Source organism: Sphingomonas sp. F9_3S_D5_B_2 (assembly GCF_054263715.1).
Window position 1 is genome coordinate 197,852 of the sequence record NZ_JBSZFB010000001.1, and the last position, 14,157, is coordinate 212,008.

At 65.2% G+C, this 14,157-nt stretch carries 20 protein-coding genes; 1 reads left to right on the forward strand and 19 read right to left on the reverse strand.

The window, feature by feature from the left end; translation table 11 throughout:
- Nucleotides 1–39 precede the first annotated feature (39 nt).
- Nucleotides 40–462, forward strand: coding sequence for a VOC family protein (locus ACUXST_RS00930; protein WP_458388078.1), 423 nt, complete (start codon nt 40–42; stop codon nt 460–462).
- Here the strand turns inward: ACUXST_RS00930 and ACUXST_RS00935 are convergent.
- The 19 genes from ACUXST_RS00935 to ACUXST_RS01025 form a co-directional block, all read right to left on the reverse strand.
- Nucleotides 459–1,340, reverse strand: a complete 882-nt coding sequence (locus ACUXST_RS00935) for a hemolysin family protein (protein WP_458388079.1) — start codon at nt 1,338–1,340, stop codon at nt 459–461. The genes ACUXST_RS00930 and ACUXST_RS00935 overlap by 4 nt on opposite strands.
- Nucleotides 1,340–1,843 (reverse strand): rRNA maturation RNase YbeY, encoded by a 504-nt coding sequence (ybeY, locus tag ACUXST_RS00940; RefSeq protein WP_458388982.1) that lies wholly within the window; start codon nt 1,841–1,843, stop codon nt 1,340–1,342. Before ybeY ends, ACUXST_RS00935 begins: the two co-directional genes overlap by 1 nt.
- Nucleotides 1,843–2,838, reverse strand: coding sequence for a PhoH family protein (locus tag ACUXST_RS00945; protein WP_458388080.1), 996 nt, complete (start codon nt 2,836–2,838; stop codon nt 1,843–1,845). The genes ybeY and ACUXST_RS00945 overlap by 1 nt, the downstream gene beginning before the upstream one ends.
- Nucleotides 2,838–4,169, reverse strand: a complete 1,332-nt coding sequence (gene miaB, locus ACUXST_RS00950; protein WP_458388081.1) for a tRNA (N6-isopentenyl adenosine(37)-C2)-methylthiotransferase MiaB — start codon at nt 4,167–4,169, stop codon at nt 2,838–2,840. The genes ACUXST_RS00945 and miaB overlap by 1 nt, the downstream gene beginning before the upstream one ends.
- Nucleotides 4,166–4,912, reverse strand: a complete 747-nt coding sequence (locus ACUXST_RS00955) for a lysophospholipid acyltransferase family protein (RefSeq protein WP_458388082.1) — start codon at nt 4,910–4,912, stop codon at nt 4,166–4,168. The genes miaB and ACUXST_RS00955 overlap by 4 nt, the downstream gene beginning before the upstream one ends.
- Nucleotides 4,913–4,922: 10 nt before the next feature.
- Entirely contained in the window at nt 4,923–5,345 is a 423-nt protein-coding gene (locus tag ACUXST_RS00960) for a Fur family transcriptional regulator (RefSeq protein WP_458388083.1), read from the reverse strand.
- A gap of 73 nt (nt 5,346–5,418) precedes the next feature.
- Nucleotides 5,419–5,847 (reverse strand): MucR family transcriptional regulator, encoded by a 429-nt coding sequence (locus ACUXST_RS00965; protein ID WP_458388084.1) that lies wholly within the window; start codon nt 5,845–5,847, stop codon nt 5,419–5,421.
- A 114-nt stretch (nt 5,848–5,961) separates the two neighbouring features.
- Entirely contained in the window at nt 5,962–6,444 is a 483-nt protein-coding gene (locus tag ACUXST_RS00970) for a GNAT family N-acetyltransferase (RefSeq protein WP_458388085.1), read from the reverse strand.
- Nucleotides 6,444–7,052 (reverse strand): tRNA (adenosine(37)-N6)-threonylcarbamoyltransferase complex dimerization subunit type 1 TsaB, encoded by a 609-nt coding sequence (tsaB, locus tag ACUXST_RS00975; protein WP_458388086.1) that lies wholly within the window; start codon nt 7,050–7,052, stop codon nt 6,444–6,446. Before tsaB ends, ACUXST_RS00970 begins: the two co-directional genes overlap by 1 nt.
- 46 nt (nt 7,053–7,098) lie before the next feature.
- A complete protein-coding gene (locus ACUXST_RS00980) occupies nt 7,099–7,671 on the reverse strand; it encodes a NifU family protein (protein WP_458388087.1) in 573 nt (190 codons plus the stop codon).
- Between the two features lie 32 nt (nt 7,672–7,703).
- Nucleotides 7,704–8,402 carry a cytochrome b/b6 domain-containing protein gene (locus tag ACUXST_RS00985; RefSeq protein ID WP_458388088.1) on the reverse strand — a complete coding sequence of 233 codons (699 nt, stop codon included), beginning with the start codon at nt 8,400–8,402 and terminating at the stop codon, nt 7,704–7,706.
- Entirely contained in the window at nt 8,366–8,932 is a 567-nt protein-coding gene (locus ACUXST_RS00990) for a c-type cytochrome (RefSeq protein WP_458388089.1), read from the reverse strand. Before ACUXST_RS00990 ends, ACUXST_RS00985 begins: the two co-directional genes overlap by 37 nt.
- Nucleotides 8,933–8,941: 9 nt before the next feature.
- Nucleotides 8,942–9,841, reverse strand: coding sequence for a 3-hydroxyisobutyrate dehydrogenase (gene mmsB, locus ACUXST_RS00995; RefSeq protein ID WP_458388090.1), 900 nt, complete (start codon nt 9,839–9,841; stop codon nt 8,942–8,944).
- Nucleotides 9,842–10,618, reverse strand: a complete 777-nt coding sequence (locus ACUXST_RS01000; protein ID WP_458388091.1) for an enoyl-CoA hydratase — start codon at nt 10,616–10,618, stop codon at nt 9,842–9,844.
- On the reverse strand, nt 10,615–11,673 hold the full coding sequence (locus tag ACUXST_RS01005) for an enoyl-CoA hydratase/isomerase family protein (RefSeq protein WP_458388092.1): 1,059 nt from the start codon (nt 11,671–11,673) through the stop codon (nt 10,615–10,617). The genes ACUXST_RS01000 and ACUXST_RS01005 overlap by 4 nt, the downstream gene beginning before the upstream one ends.
- On the reverse strand, nt 11,670–12,812 hold the full coding sequence (locus ACUXST_RS01010) for an acyl-CoA dehydrogenase family protein (protein WP_458388093.1): 1,143 nt from the start codon (nt 12,810–12,812) through the stop codon (nt 11,670–11,672). Before ACUXST_RS01010 ends, ACUXST_RS01005 begins: the two co-directional genes overlap by 4 nt.
- Nucleotides 12,813–12,824: 12 nt before the next feature.
- Nucleotides 12,825–13,448, reverse strand: a complete 624-nt coding sequence (gstA, locus tag ACUXST_RS01015; protein WP_458388094.1) for a glutathione transferase GstA — start codon at nt 13,446–13,448, stop codon at nt 12,825–12,827.
- A gap of 12 nt (nt 13,449–13,460) precedes the next feature.
- Nucleotides 13,461–13,703, reverse strand: coding sequence for a hypothetical protein (locus tag ACUXST_RS01020; protein WP_458388095.1), 243 nt, complete (start codon nt 13,701–13,703; stop codon nt 13,461–13,463).
- Complete coding sequence (locus ACUXST_RS01025) at nt 13,687–14,124, reverse strand: hypothetical protein (protein ID WP_458388096.1); 438 nt, start codon at nt 14,122–14,124, stop codon at nt 13,687–13,689. The genes ACUXST_RS01020 and ACUXST_RS01025 overlap by 17 nt, the downstream gene beginning before the upstream one ends.
- Nucleotides 14,125–14,157 lie beyond the last annotated feature (33 nt).

The following is a 14,157-nucleotide window of genomic DNA, read 5'->3' on the forward strand; positions in this document are numbered from 1 at the left end:
GTGCTGGACAGTCGCCTTCGCTCGCATCAGTGATGGGCCATGAACATGCCGCCCTTCCACCTTGCGTTTCCGGTCGATGATCTGGCGGCGGCGCGGCGCTTCTACGGCGAGGTCCTGGGCTGTGCCGAGGGACGCAGTGCCGACCACTGGGTCGACTTCGACCTGTATGGCCACCAGATCGTCGCTCACCTCGCACCGCACGCGGTACGGTCGCAGGCGACGAACCCGGTCGACGGCGATGATGTCCCTGTGCCGCACTTCGGCCTGGTGCTTGCGATGGAGCAGTGGCGGACGCTTGCGGAACGACTGCAGGGCGCGGGCGTGGAATTCGTGATTGCGCCGACCGTGCGGTTCGCCGGCGGGCCTGGCGAGCAGGCGACGATGTTCCTGCTCGACCCTGCCGGCAATGCGCTCGAATTCAAGGCGATGGCCGACCCCGCCAAGCTGTTCGCGAAGAACTAGTCGGCCTCCGGCGCGCTTTCAGGGGCGTGAAGACGGACGCGCTTGATGCGGCGGGCGTCGGCGTCGACGCATTCCAGGCGCCACCCGGACGGGTGGGAGACGGACTCGCCAGGATTGAGGATCCGGCCGGCGAGTACGAAGGCGAGGCCGCCTAGCGTGTCGATCTCGTCGTCCTCCGCCGTCAGGCGCGGGTCCACTGCCTGCTGGAGATCCTCCAGTTCCAGCCGGGCGTCCGCTTCCCAGACACCGTCCTCCAGAGCGGTGAGCAGGCCGGCTTCCGCCTCGTCATGCTCATCCTCGATTTCGCCCACGATCTCCTCGACAACGTCCTCGATCGTAACAAGGCCTTCCGTGCCGCCGAACTCGTCGACGACGATCGCGAGGTGGGTGCGCTGCGTGCGCATGCGGGCGAGCAACTCGATGACGCCCATCGATTCGGGCACGAACAGCGGCTCGCGCATCAGGGCTGCAATCGAGCGGTCGCGCGCCGTGTCGACGCTGGCCATGAAGACGTCCTTGACGTGAATCATGCCGATCACTTCGTCGAGGCTGTCGCCGAACACCGGCAGGCGGCTGTGACCGGCATCGACGAATGCGTTCACCAGCGCTTCGAAGCTGATCGTGGACGGCACGGCCATGATGTCGCCGCGGGTGACGCAGATATCACCCGCCGTCTGGTCGCCGAAATGCAGCAAGTTGCGCAGCATCTGCCGCTCCGACGGCGTCAGGTCGCCAGCGACGGGGCGCGCGTCTTCGGCTTCCTCGATCGCTTCCTCGATCTGGTCGCGGAGTGTCGGTTCGGCGTCGTCGCCGAAAATCAGGTGGCGCATTCCGCGCCAAAGGCGGGAGCCGCCTTCCTCGTCGTGGCGGGTGGCCATCAGGCGGCGACTTCGTAGGGGTTGCCGATGCCGATCCGCTGAAGCGCCCGCACTTCGCGCGCCTCCATATCGGCGGCCTCACCATCGTCGTGATGATCATAGCCGAGCAGATGGAGCGTCCCGTGGACGATCAGATGCGCCGCATGTTCCTCGACCTGGATGCCCTTGTCCTCGGCTTCCGACACGCAGACGTCGCGCGCCAGGACGATATCACCAAGCAACAGTTCTGGTCCGGCAACACTTGCATTCTGAAACTCAGCTGGTTCGAGCATCGGGAAGGAAAGCACGTTCGTCGGACGATCCTTTCCGCGCCATAACTCGTTGAGCGTCCGAACCTCTGTATCGCTGGTTAGCCGGACGGAAAGTTCCACGTCCCGTGCTGCGGTCGCAAGCTGGGGGAACGCGCTTTCGGCCACGGCCGCTTCAGCGGCACGGCGCACGAGCGCGTCCCAGTCGCTGCTACTGTCCCACTCCTCATCGGCTTCGATGGCGATCTCGAGCATCACGCGTTGGGACCTTCATAGGCATCGACGATCCGGCCGACGAGCGGATGGCGGACGACATCGGCGGCGGTGAAGCGGACCGTCGCGATGCTCTTGATGCCGGTGAGCCGATTGACCGCGTCCGCCAAGCCGGACTTCGATGGATCGGGCAGATCGACCTGATACGGGTCGCCGCAGATCACCATCCGGCTGCGCATCCCGAACCGGGTCAGGAACATCTTCATCTGCAGCGGCGTGGTGTTCTGCGCCTCGTCGAGGATAATGAAGGCGTCGTTGAGCGTTCGGCCGCGCATGAAGGCAATCGGCGCAATCTCGATCTCGCCGGACGCGATGCGGCGCTCGACCTGCTCCGTCGGAAGCATGTCGTACAGCGCGTCGTAGAGCGGGCGGAGATAGGGATCGACCTTCTCCTTCATGTCGCCGGGAAGGAAGCCGAGGCGCTCGCCCGCTTCGACCGCCGGGCGGGAGAGGATGAGGCGGTCGACGCTGCCGCTGATCAGCTGCGACACGGCCTGGGCGACGGCGAGGTATGTCTTGCCCGTGCCCGCGGGTCCGAGGGCGAAGATCATTTCGTCGCGGGCGAGGGCTTCCATGTAGCTCGTCTGGACGGCCGTGCGCGGGACGATCGTCTTCTTGCGCGTGCGGATCATGACGCGCGGCGCGGAGGTGACTTCCTCTTGGACGATCCCTTCGAGGTTCGGTTGCGCGGCCATGCCGAGCACGGCTTCAACCGCACCAGCATCGACGTCGTGACCCTGGTCCAGGCGGTTGTAGAGCCCGATCAGGACGTCGCGCGCGCGCGCGGCGGAGTCGGCTTCTCCCTCGATCTGCACACGGTTGCCGCGGGCGGCGATGTGGACGCCCAGCCGCTGCTCGATGGTGATGAGATGGCGGTCGTAGTCGCCGAACAGCGGGCCGAGCAGGTACGGCTGGTCGAACTCCAGCTCGAGGCGAGCGCGGTCCGGAACGGCGGCGAGGTCGCGGCGCGGAGGCATCAGGCGGCAACCCCTTCGATGAAGCTCATGACGCGTTGGTCGACGACGCTGCCGGCCATGCTGTTGGGTCCGGCGGAGAGGAGTTTGACGTCTATGATCTCGCCGGGCCGCGCCGTTGTTTCCACGTGAACGGACTGGAGCCAGGGCGAGCGGCCGATCATCTGCCCCTCGTGCCTGCCTTTGCGCTCGATCAGGACTTTTGTGTCGATGCCCACGGTCGAGCGGTTGAACGCGAGTTGGTGGTCATTGATCCGGTCCTGCAGTCGCTGCAGCCGCTCCTCCATGATTTCGCGCGGGATTTGATCCTCCATCGCTGCGGCGGGGGTTCCCGGCCGCGGGCTGTACTTGAACGAATAGGCGGCAGCGTAGCCGACTTGATCGACGAGGCGCAGCGTTGCTTCGAAATCTTTTTCGGTCTCGCCCGGGAAGCCGACGATGAAGTCACCGGACAAGGCAATGTCCGGCCGGGCAGCGCGCATCTTCTCGAGGATCGCGAGATACGTCTCGGCAGTGTGGCTGCGGTTCATCAACTTCAGAACGCGGTTGCTTCCAGACTGCACCGGCAGGTGGAGATACGGCATCAGCTCGGGAACGTCGGCGTGAGCGGCGATCAGATCGTCGCCCATGTTCATCGGATGGCTCGTCGTATAGCGGATCCGCTCGACGCCCTCGATGCGCCCCAGCGTGCGGATCAGGTCTGCAAGGGTGCGGTCCCCGTCGCTCCACGCATTCACGTTCTGGCCGAGAAGGACGATCTCGCGCGCGCCTCCCTCGATCAGCTCGTGCGCTTCGGCGACGATGGGCTCCCAGTGGCGGGAAATCTCGGCGCCGCGCGTGTAGGGCACGACACAATAGGTGCAGAACTTGTCGCAGCCTTCCTGGACGGTGAGGAAGGCGCTAGGCGCTGCCCGGCGACGCGCGGGGAGTGCATCGAACTTGGCCGTGGCCGGCATGTCGGTATCCACCGGACGGGCGCCGCCTGAGGCTTGAGCGATCATCTCGGGCAGTCGGTGATAAGCCTGCGGTCCGACGACGATGTCGATCAGCGAGGAGCGGCGCTTTGCTTCGCTCCCTTCGGCCTGGGCGACGCAACCGGCGAGCGCCACCATCGGCTTGGTGCCGTCCTCGCGGCGCACGCGGCCAACGTCCGAATAGGCCTTCTCCGCGGCTTTCTCCCGGATGTGACAGGTGTTGAGGACGACCAGGTCGGCGTCGTCCGCCGCGGCGGCCGTGCTCATGCCGTTGGCGCGCAGAAGCTCGGCCATCCGTTCGCCGTCATAGACGTTCATCTGGCAGCCGAAGCTTTTGATCTTGAAGGTCTTGGGAGTCATTGGTGCACGCCTATAGGCGAGTGCGCCGGCGACTTGAAGCCGAGTGCTTCGGCGATCCGCTCGCTTGCCGCCGCCGCAAGCTGCTTGCGGTCTCCGGGCCGGAGCGGGTCGAGCAGGCGAACGATGACCGGCAACGTCCCGCGCCGGCCGAGCACGCGCAGGATGTTGTTCTTGCCCGGCTCCTCGAACCAGCTGATTCCGGTCTTGGCAGCGCCATAGTCGATTGCCACAGGGCGCACTTCGAACCGCCTGTCACCGTCGACTGCAGCGGCAAACAGTGGCGACCGGAATGGGAGCAGCCGGTCGCCAGGTCCCACGGTTCCTTCCGGGAAGAAGGCGACGATCTCGCCTCGTTCGAGCGCGGAGGTCAGCGCCGCTGTCTGCTCGCCGACCTGTCGCCGGGCGCTGCGGTTGACGTAGATCGTGTGGTTCTGGTCGGCCAGCCAGTGCACGAGTGAATGGCCGAGCTGGTCCTTGGAGACGAAAGCGCAGCCTGTCGCGCCGCCGAGGACGAGGATGTCGAGCCAGCTGATGTGATTGGCGACGATGAGGCTGTGCGGCCGCGCTGGCCTCCCGATGACCCTGACCCGTGCGCCGACAATCCATGCTGCGGCGGCCAGGAAGCGCGGCGGCCAGCCCGATCGCCGGAACAGAAGCTTCGTGCCAATGTGGATGGGGGCAAGGACGGCGAACAGCAGCAGGAGCGCGGCGACGCGCAGGGCTGCGCGCGGGGTAAGCCGCACATCAGCGCCGCTAGCGGTCGCGATTGAGGGCGACGCCGTACAGCTCCATGCGATGGTCGACGAGGCGGAAGCCCAGCTTTTCCGCGATCCGCTTCTGCAGTGCCTCAAGCTCATCGTCGATGAACTCGATGACCTTGCCGGTCTCGACATCGATCAAGTGGTCATGGTGGTTGTCCGAAACGGCTTCGTAGCGGGCGCGGCCGTCGCCGAACTCGTGCCGCTCGAGAATGCCGGCGTCTTCGAACAGCCGAACCGTGCGGTAGACTGTCGCGATGGAGATGTTGGGGTCGATCGCAGCAGCCCGCGTGTGCAGGGTCTCGACGTCAGGATGATCTTCGCTGTCGCCGAGCACCCGCGCGATGATCTTGCGCTGCTCGGTGATCCGCAAACCCTTGTCAGCGCACAGCGCTTCGATGTCGATCGTGCGGCTCATGACGAGAAGGTAAGCATCGTCGGGGGCGGGGTCAAAGGCGAACCTTCAACCTGCGGCCCCCGAGAGACGATTTTTACTTCGACGAAGCGCGAGTCCGCTTGCGCTTGGTGCCGAGGCCGATCGACTTGGCGAGCGTCCGGCGCTGCTCCGCGTAGTTGGGCGCGACCATCGGGTAATCGGCGGCAAGACCCCAGCGCTGCCGATACTGGTCGGGCGTGAGATTGTAGTGAGTCATCAAGTGCCGCTTGAGCATCTTGAGGCGCTTCCCATCTTCCAGACAGACGATGTAATCGGGTTTCACCGACGAGCGCACCGCAACCTTCGGCTCCGGCTTCGCTTCTGGAGCGGATACAGTCCCCGATATGCCACTCAGGGCGGCGTGCACGTTCTGGATGAGGTTGGGGATGTCGTTGACGGAGACGCTATTGTTGCTGACGTGCGCAGCGACGATGTCGGCAGTGAGCGTCAACAACGTGTCTTCGGCACCATTTTGGTCGACCATTTTTCTATCCTGTTCCGAGCAAGATGAGCGCAGGAATTACTGCACTCCCCATCGCATAGGATAGGCAAAGACAGGCGGCAATAGCGACTGCTGCTAGACGGCGCTGGCTTGAAGTTAAACGTTTCTCATGAACGTAAGTGCGTCGAAGGCAGTGCCGTCGGGGGCGTGGTAATATTTGCGCCTTCTTCCTACCGGTTCGAAACCTGCATCGCGATACATCGTCATTGCATCGTTTCCGTCCCGAACCTCCAGATGCGCTTTACAGCTCCCCTGAAGCCGAGCCTGGTCCACGAAGTCGTGGAGCAGCAATCGGCCGATGCCGCGGCGCTGGTGATCTGGGTCGACTGCAATGAGCAGGAGCTCCGTTTCGTCGGCGACACTTCGCGCGAGAGAGAAACCGAGCGGCCGCCCGGAGTGCTCGTCGCGCGCGAGGCGGAGGGACACGCCGGTCATCGGCAGGATCCCCGCGCATTGCGAGCGAGTCCAGGCTTCGCCGTAGGCTGTTCCGAAGGCATGCTCCATGACGACCATCACGGAATCGAGATCGTCCGCGGTTCCGCGCTCGATCGACACCTGTCTCTCCATCGCGGTTGCCATCAGGCGGCCTTGGCCCGGGCGTCGGGAAGGCGCGCATAGATGGGCTTGGCCGGCAGTGTGCGCAGATGTTCGGGAATGCCGACAGCCTCGGAGGCCGACGGCAACGTCTCCAGCGCCTCACCCCAGCCGCGGGCTTCTACGAGCAACCGCGCTCCCGATCCGACGACGAGTTCGGCGGTGATCGTCGACGCAGCGTCGGCTGGCCGGAGGTTTGCGACAGGGCCTCTGGGGTCGCGAGTTCCGGCGGTAAACTGCTGGACGAACAGTTCGCCGTGACCGCCGGCTAGCGCGATTCCAACCTCGCCTGGCGTTCGGGTCCCCGCGGCGATCAGCGCCAGAGATGACATGCCGGCAAGCTCGGCATCCCAGCCGATCGAGAGGCCATGCGCTGCGGCGATGGCGACGCGGATGCCGGTGAAACTGCCGGGTCCCACACCAACGAGCACGCGGTCAGCGGTGCGGCCGGCGAGCATTTCGGCGATCATCGGGACCAGCCGCTCGGCATGGCCGCGACCGATTAGCTCATCCCTGCGGTCCAGGCATGCGCCGGAGCCGTCGAACAAAGCGGCGGTGCAGGCTGCGGTCGAGGTGTCGAACGCCAGGAGCATAGGCGATAGTGGGCACAACCGGCGCGAGGTCGCAACCCCCGAGAGCTCAGACCGCCTCGACGGATTCCACTTCGGGCACATAGTGGCGGATCAGGCCCTCGATCCCGCGCTTGAGCGTGACCGTCGAGGATGGGCAGCCCGCACAGGCGCCGTGCATCGACAGGTAGAGCCGCCCGTCGCGGTACCCCTTGTAGACGATGTCGCCGCCGTCCTGAGCGACCGCCGGCCGGACGCGCGTCTCGATCAGCTCCTTGATCTGGTCGATGACGTCTGCGTCCTCGACGCTTTCCTCAACGGCATTGTCATCTGCCACATGGATGCCACCGGCGCTCCCCGGCGCGAACAGCGGCGCGCCGCTGACGAAATGGTCCAGCAAGGTCTCGAGGACGAGCGGCTCAAGGTCGCTCCACGAAACGCCGGGTGCGGCAGTCACGGAAACGAAGTCGCGGCCGAAGAACACGCCCTCGACGAGCCCGCTGGAGAAGAGGGCCGACGCAAGTGGCGATGCCTGGGCGGATTCCTCGTCGGCGAAGTCGCGGGTGCCGGAGTCCATCACGGGTTGGCCGGGGAGGAACTTGCGTGTTGCCGGGTTGGGCGTCTGTTCGGTGCGGATCAGCATGGTGTGGCATGTGGCCCTCCCGCCGGTTGCGATCAAGAACCGAGCGGAGGGCCCTCGGCGATGATCCAGCGGGTGACAGCGAAAGCAGCGGCCAGGCAGAGCAGGGCAACCCACCATTTCCCCGGCTTCATCGGTGCGCTGCCGGGCACGAGTGCCGACTTGCCGGTCAACATTCCTTTCAAGAGGTGGTGGCCCCGAAGCCGGTAGAACAGGATCGCCGCCACGTGCAGGGCAATCAGCGCGAGAAGGATGTAGAAGTTGACCTCGTGGATGGCCCGCGCCGTGTCCGACGTGTCGGAACTTACGAGCCCGCTCAATGGGCCGGCGTAGATGCCGTCTTCATCCTGCGCGACGAGACCCAGCGCGACCTGCAGCGCCGTATCACCCAGCAGTGCGAGAACGCTGAGCGCGCCGAGCGGGTTGTGCCCAATGCCGGTCCAGCGGCCCTGCAAATATTCGCGAATGGCTGCGGGCCCACGAACGAAGCCCGTGAATCGCGCCGTCGAACTGCCGAACATTCCCCACAGCAGCCGGAAGATCAGCAAGGTCAGGATCGCGCAGCCGGACCATATGTGCCAGGCGGTATGGTTGTATTCGACCGACCACCAGCTGAACGCGATCAGCGCGCCGAGCAGCCAGTGCACGAGCCGGATCGGCAGGTCCCAGACCGGCTGCTCGGCGCCGCCTTCGGAACTCAGTGCTTCATCTCGGCGCGATACTTGTCGTGGCAAGCCTTGCAGCTGTTCTGGAGACTGGCGAAGCTGGCCTTCATCTCGTCCGGTTTGAACGTCCGCAGGGAGTCGCCGAACTTCTTCGCGGCGGCCTCATAATCCTGCGCCTTCTGCGCGAAGTCCTGCGGGTTCTTCCAGATGTCCGGCTTGGCTCCAGTCTTGCCCACGTCAGGACCCGTCCCGGCGGGGAACCAGGTGACGATTTTTGCGGCCGTTGTGTCGAAGATCGGCGGGGCGGCCTGCTGGATCTCCGTCAGGTTGATCGGAGTCGCCGCAAGCGAGCGCTTGATCGACTTGGAGGCCTTGCCGAGCTGTTCCATCGCCTCGTGACGCTGGTGCATCAGCTGGCTGGCAGCGTCCTTGTCGACCGGAGTGGTCGAGACCTGGACCGAGCTTGCAGCGGCGGTGGCCGGCGGTGACGCCGAAGCTCCCATGTTGGCCTGCGTGTTGTTGGCCTGGCTCGTCTGCGGGCCTCCGCATGCGCTCAGCAGCGCGGGTAAGATCGTCATCGCAAACAGTGCAGTACGCATGCTCACTCCTTACTTTGCGGGCGGAACCCAGCTGTTGTCGATCAACTTGATGAGGCCTGAAAAGTCCTTGCCGCCGCCGCCCTGGTCGACGAAGCGCTGGTACAGCTCTTCAGCCTCGGCGCCCATGGGCGTGTAGGCGCCGGCCTGGGTTGCTGCCTCCATCGCCAGCTTGAGGTCCTTGAGCATCAACGCTGCAGCGAAGCCGCCTTCGTAGCCGCGGTCCGCGGGGGTTTCCGGCCCGACGCCCGGGACGGGGCAATAGCTCGTCATCGACCAGCTCTGCCCAGAGGCCTTCGACGATATCTCGAAGAAGGTCTGGAGATCGAGGCCGAGCTTTTGCGCCAGCACGAAGGCTTCGCAGGTGGCGGCCATCGTCGCGCCGAGGATCATGTTGTTGCAGATCTTGGCGGCCTGGCCGGAGCCGGACGCACCGGCGTGGATCACGGCCTGAGCCATCGGTTCGAGGATCGGTCGTCCACGTTCGAACGCTTCGGCTGACCCGCCTACCATGAAGGTGAGCTTTCCGCCCTCGGCGGCCGCAATGCCTCCGGAGACCGGCGCATCCAGCATGGTGAAACCGGCGAAAGCGGCCTCGTCCTCGACGGTCTTTGCAGACGCTACGTCGATGGTCGAACAGTCGATCAGCAGCGCCGACTTTGGCGCATTCGTGAAGACCTGCTTGCGGTAGACGTCCAGCACGTGTTGCGCGGCCGGGAGCATGGTGATGACCGCTTCGGCGTCCTTGCAGGCGTCATCGGCAGAACCAGCGGCAGTACAGCCGCGTTCGACGGCGCGGCTGAGCGCCTGCTCGCTGAGATCGAAGGCGCGGACCTCGTGGCCGGCCTTGGCGAGGTTCGGCGCCATGCCGCCGCCCATGTGGCCCAAACCGATGAATGCGATACGCGCCATTTACCGACCCTTCCAGTTGCCCGGGCGCTTCTCGACGAAGGCGCTCATACCTTCCTTCTGGTCCTCGGTGCCAAACAGTCCATGAAACAGCCGGCGCTCGAAACGGATGCCCTGGCCGAGCGGAATTTCAAACGCGGCATTCACCATCTCCTTGACCGCGACTGCAGCGAGCGGCGGCATCGCGGCGATCTGCTCGGCGGTCTTCAGCGCTTCGGCGAGCAACTGATCGGCGGGAACGACCTTGGCGACCAATCCGGACCGCTCCGCTTCCGCAGCGTCCATCATTCGGCCGGTGAGGCACATCTCCATTGCCTTCGCCTTGCCGAGTGCGTGGGCGATCCGCTGCGAGCCGCCCATGCCGGGCGTGACGCCGAGCTTAATCTCCGGCTGGCCGAACTTGGCGGTGTCGGCCGCAATGATGAAGTCGGCCATCATCGCCACTTCGCAGCCACCACCAAGCGCGTACCCGGACACGGCCGCAATCCACGGCTTGCGGGTGGCAGTGACCTTTTCCCAGCCGGCAAAAAAGTCCGAGGAGTACATGTCGGCGAAAAGCTGCTGCTGCATTTCCTTGATGTCGGCTCCGGCAGCGAACGCCTTTTCGGAGCCGGTCAGAACGAGGCAACGCTGGGCGGGATCGGCGTCATAGGCGGAGAATGCAGCGATAAGGTCCTTCAGGACCTCACTGTTCAGGGCGTTGAGCGCCTGCGGGCGGTTCAAGGTAACGAGCGTCACGGCGCCGCGCTGCTCGACCAGGATCGTGTTGTACTCGCTCATGCTTGCGCCTCCGGGAATGGCGTCCAGGCTTCACTGTCGGGGAGCGGCGCAAAGAGCACGTCGAGCATCTCGGCCGTGACCTCCTCGGGCGTTGCGGGCTCCCACTGCGGCTGGTTGTCCTTGTCGATCAGAAGCGCGCGGACACCCTCGCGGAAGTCATGCGTGCGCACCACCCGACCGGCGAGAGCGTATTCCGCTCGCATCTCGTCCGCGAAGCTGGCGCGATCCGCGCCTTCGGCGAGCAGCCGGAGCGAGACCTTGCAGGACAGCGGGCTCTTCGACCGCAAGGTCGCAAGCTCGCTCTGCGCCCAGTCGCTTTCCTCCGCCTCGAGAGCAGCAAGCACGTCCTCCAGCCGGTCGGAGGCGAACAGCCTGGTGATCTGCGGCAGGTTCTGCTCGATCTTGGGTTCCGGCGCCGTGCTGGACGCGGCCCCGACGGCACCCTTGGCGCGGGACGGCGCCTTGACGATGCGCTCGAGGAGATCGCCCAGGCTCGCCTGCTCGAGATAGTGGGTCGCCAAGTTGAGGTAGCGGCACTCGGCGCCGTCGAGGCGGGCGCCGGTCAGCGCCATGAACTGCCCGACACGGCCGGGCAGCCGCGAAAGATACCAGCCGCCGCCGACGTCGGGGAACAGGCCGATGCCGGTCTCCGGCATCGCCAGGCGCGTGTTCTCGGTCGCGATGCGGAAATCGCACGGCTGCGAGATGCCGACGCCACCGCCCATCGTGATCCCGTCCATGATGGCGATGGTCGGCTTCGGGTAAGCAAAGAGCAGGTGATTGAGGCGGTATTCGGCGAAGAAGAACCGCTTGGCTTCCTCGCCGTCCTCGTTGCCGCTGCGCGCCAGCATGACGACGTCGCCGCCGGCGCAGAAGCCGCGGCCCTCCGCGTGATCGATGACGACGACCTGCACGCCGGGATCATCGCGCCAGCGCAGAAGCGCTTCGCTGATCATCTCGCACATCTGCGTGGTCAGGGCATGGATCGCCTTCGGTCGGTTGAGGCGAATTCGCCCGACACGCCGCTCGACACTGATCAGAACATCGTCGCTCACTGGCGGAGGAGGTCGCGGCTGACGATGACGCGCATGATCTGGTTGGTGCCTTCCAGGATCGAGTGGACGCGGAGGTCACGCCAGAACCGCTCGATCGGGTAATCCTGGAGATAGCCGTAGCCGCCATGGAGCTGCAGCGCGCGGTCGACCACCGACGAGCCGGTGTCCGTCGCAAGGCGCTTGGCCATCGCCGCGAACCGCGTCTTGTCAGGCGCGTTCGCCGTGACCTTGGCCGCGGCGACGTAGAGTAGATAGCGGGCGGCTTGCAGCTCGGTTTCCATGTCGGCGAGCGTGAACTGGGTCGCCTGGAAGTCGGCGATCGGCGTTCCGAACTGCTTGCGCTCCTTGGTGTAGTTCACCGCCTCGTCGAGGCACCGCTGGGCGCCGCCGAGCGAGCAGGCGCCGATGTTGATGCGGCCGCCGTCGAGGCCCATCATGGCAATGCGAAAGCCTTCGCCCTCCGCGCCGACGCGGTTCGCAACGGGAACGCGGACCTCGTCGAAATTGACCTGGGCCGTCGGTTGCGAGTGCCAGCCGAGCTTCTTTTCCTGGGCTCCGAAGCTGACGCCCGGCATGTCCTTTTCGATGACCAGGCAGCTGATGCCCTTCGGCCCTTCCTCGCCGGTCCGGACCATCGTCACGTAGACCTCGTTCTCGCCGCCGCCGGAGATGAAGGCCTTGGAGCCGGAGACCACGTAATGATCGCCATCGACCACAGCCTTGGTCTTCAGCGCCGCCGCGTCCGATCCGGAGGAGGGCTCGGTGAGGCAGTAGCTGCCCATACGCTCCATCGTGATCATGGACGGCAGGTACTTCTGCTTCACTTCATTCGACCCGAAGCGGTCGATCATCCAGCTCGCCATGTTGTGGATCGAGATGAACGCGCTGGTCGAGGGGCAGCCGTAGGCCATCGCCTCCATAATCAGCGCCGCCTCCAGGCGCCCGAGGCCGATGCCGCCGCTCTCTTCGGAGACGTAAATGGCGCCGAAGCCCAGCTCCGCTGCCTCGCGGATCGTGTCGCGCGGGAAGGTGTGCTTCTCGTCCCATTCAGCCGCGAATGGCGTGATGGCGTCGGCGGTGAACTTGCGTGCCATCTCCTGGATCTGGAGCTGGTCGTCGGTGAGATCGAACTGGGTCATTGAGCGGGCGCTCTAGCCCGCCGTTTCGTCCTCAAGCAATCCCTCGAAGCGGAGGACGTTGCGCACTGAGTCGCGCGCGGTCATCCGCTGGTTGAACGCCTTGAGGTTGGGCCAGCGATCGAGGCCGCCAAGCATCTTTTCCGCCCAGCGGGAGATCACGAACAGGTAAGGGTCCGGCAGCGTCAGTTGCTCGCCGAACAGGAAGGGGCCCTCCCCGAGTTGGCCGTCGATGTAGGCAAGCTTCTTTTCGAGCTCGCCGATGACGAGGTTGCGGGTATCTTCCCCCGCGTTCGGGTTGAACAGGATGCCGAAGCGCTTGTGCAGCTCGGTGGTGATAAAGTTTACCATCTCAAGCACGCGATAGCGGCGGAAGTCGCCAAGCGGCGGGAGCACTTCGGGCCAATTCGTGCGGTCGCCAAGATATTGCAGGATAACGGCGTTCTCGGTCAGCACCTCGCCACTGTCGAGCTCGAGCGCGGGAACTGCGCCTTTCGAGTTCACCTTGAGATAGTCGCTGCCGTCCTCAAGCTGCTTCGCGCGAAGGTCGACCCGTTCCGCATCATGATTCAACCCGATCTCATGGAGCAGGATGTGCGGCGCCTGTGAGCAGGCGCCGGGTGCGTAATAGAGCTTCATCGCGCTGCGCTCCTATTCGGAATTGCCGGTCCCGAGGTCGTTCACGTCCGGGTTGTCGTCGCCGTTGACGAGCTGGTTGGACGGCGTCGCGCTGCTTTCGTCGGACGGCAGGGCCTCGATCTGGGCAGGGGCGGCCGTTTCATTGCCGCCGATCGCCATGTTGTCACCCGCATTCTGCTGCGGGTCGCTCTTGCTGCAGGCAGCAAGGGCGCAGACGCCGAGCAGTGCAATCAGGGCCTTAGGAGCATTTCGCATAGGTGAAACTCGCCGTTGGGTTGGACTCGGTTCGAATGAGAAGGTCGCGCTGAAGCTTGAGGGCCTCATATTTTGTCCAGGTCTGCCCTTCGCCCGTGAAGTTGAAGGTGCCTGCCGCAGACGTCGGTTCGAAGTGCACGTCGCTCGTCGGAACGGCCCGCGATTCATAGAACCGGAGCTCGTTGGGACCGATTTCCAGCCGCCCCTTGGCATCCCCGTTCGTGGACGTGCAGTCCATGGGAGTGAGGCCCCAGCGACCGCGCATCGCCGCCGGCAGGGCCGACGAGGCCTGCGCTGTGGTGCCGGCTGGAGCAGCCTGGACGTCGGCCTGGTTCGTCGGCGGTCCGCCGCTGGCGTTTGCCGAGGGTGCAGGCGCGTTCGTCGTGCTCAGGGCGACGGTGTTCCTGGCGTCTTTGGCCACGGGTCCGGGAGCACTGCAGGCAGAGACGGCAGC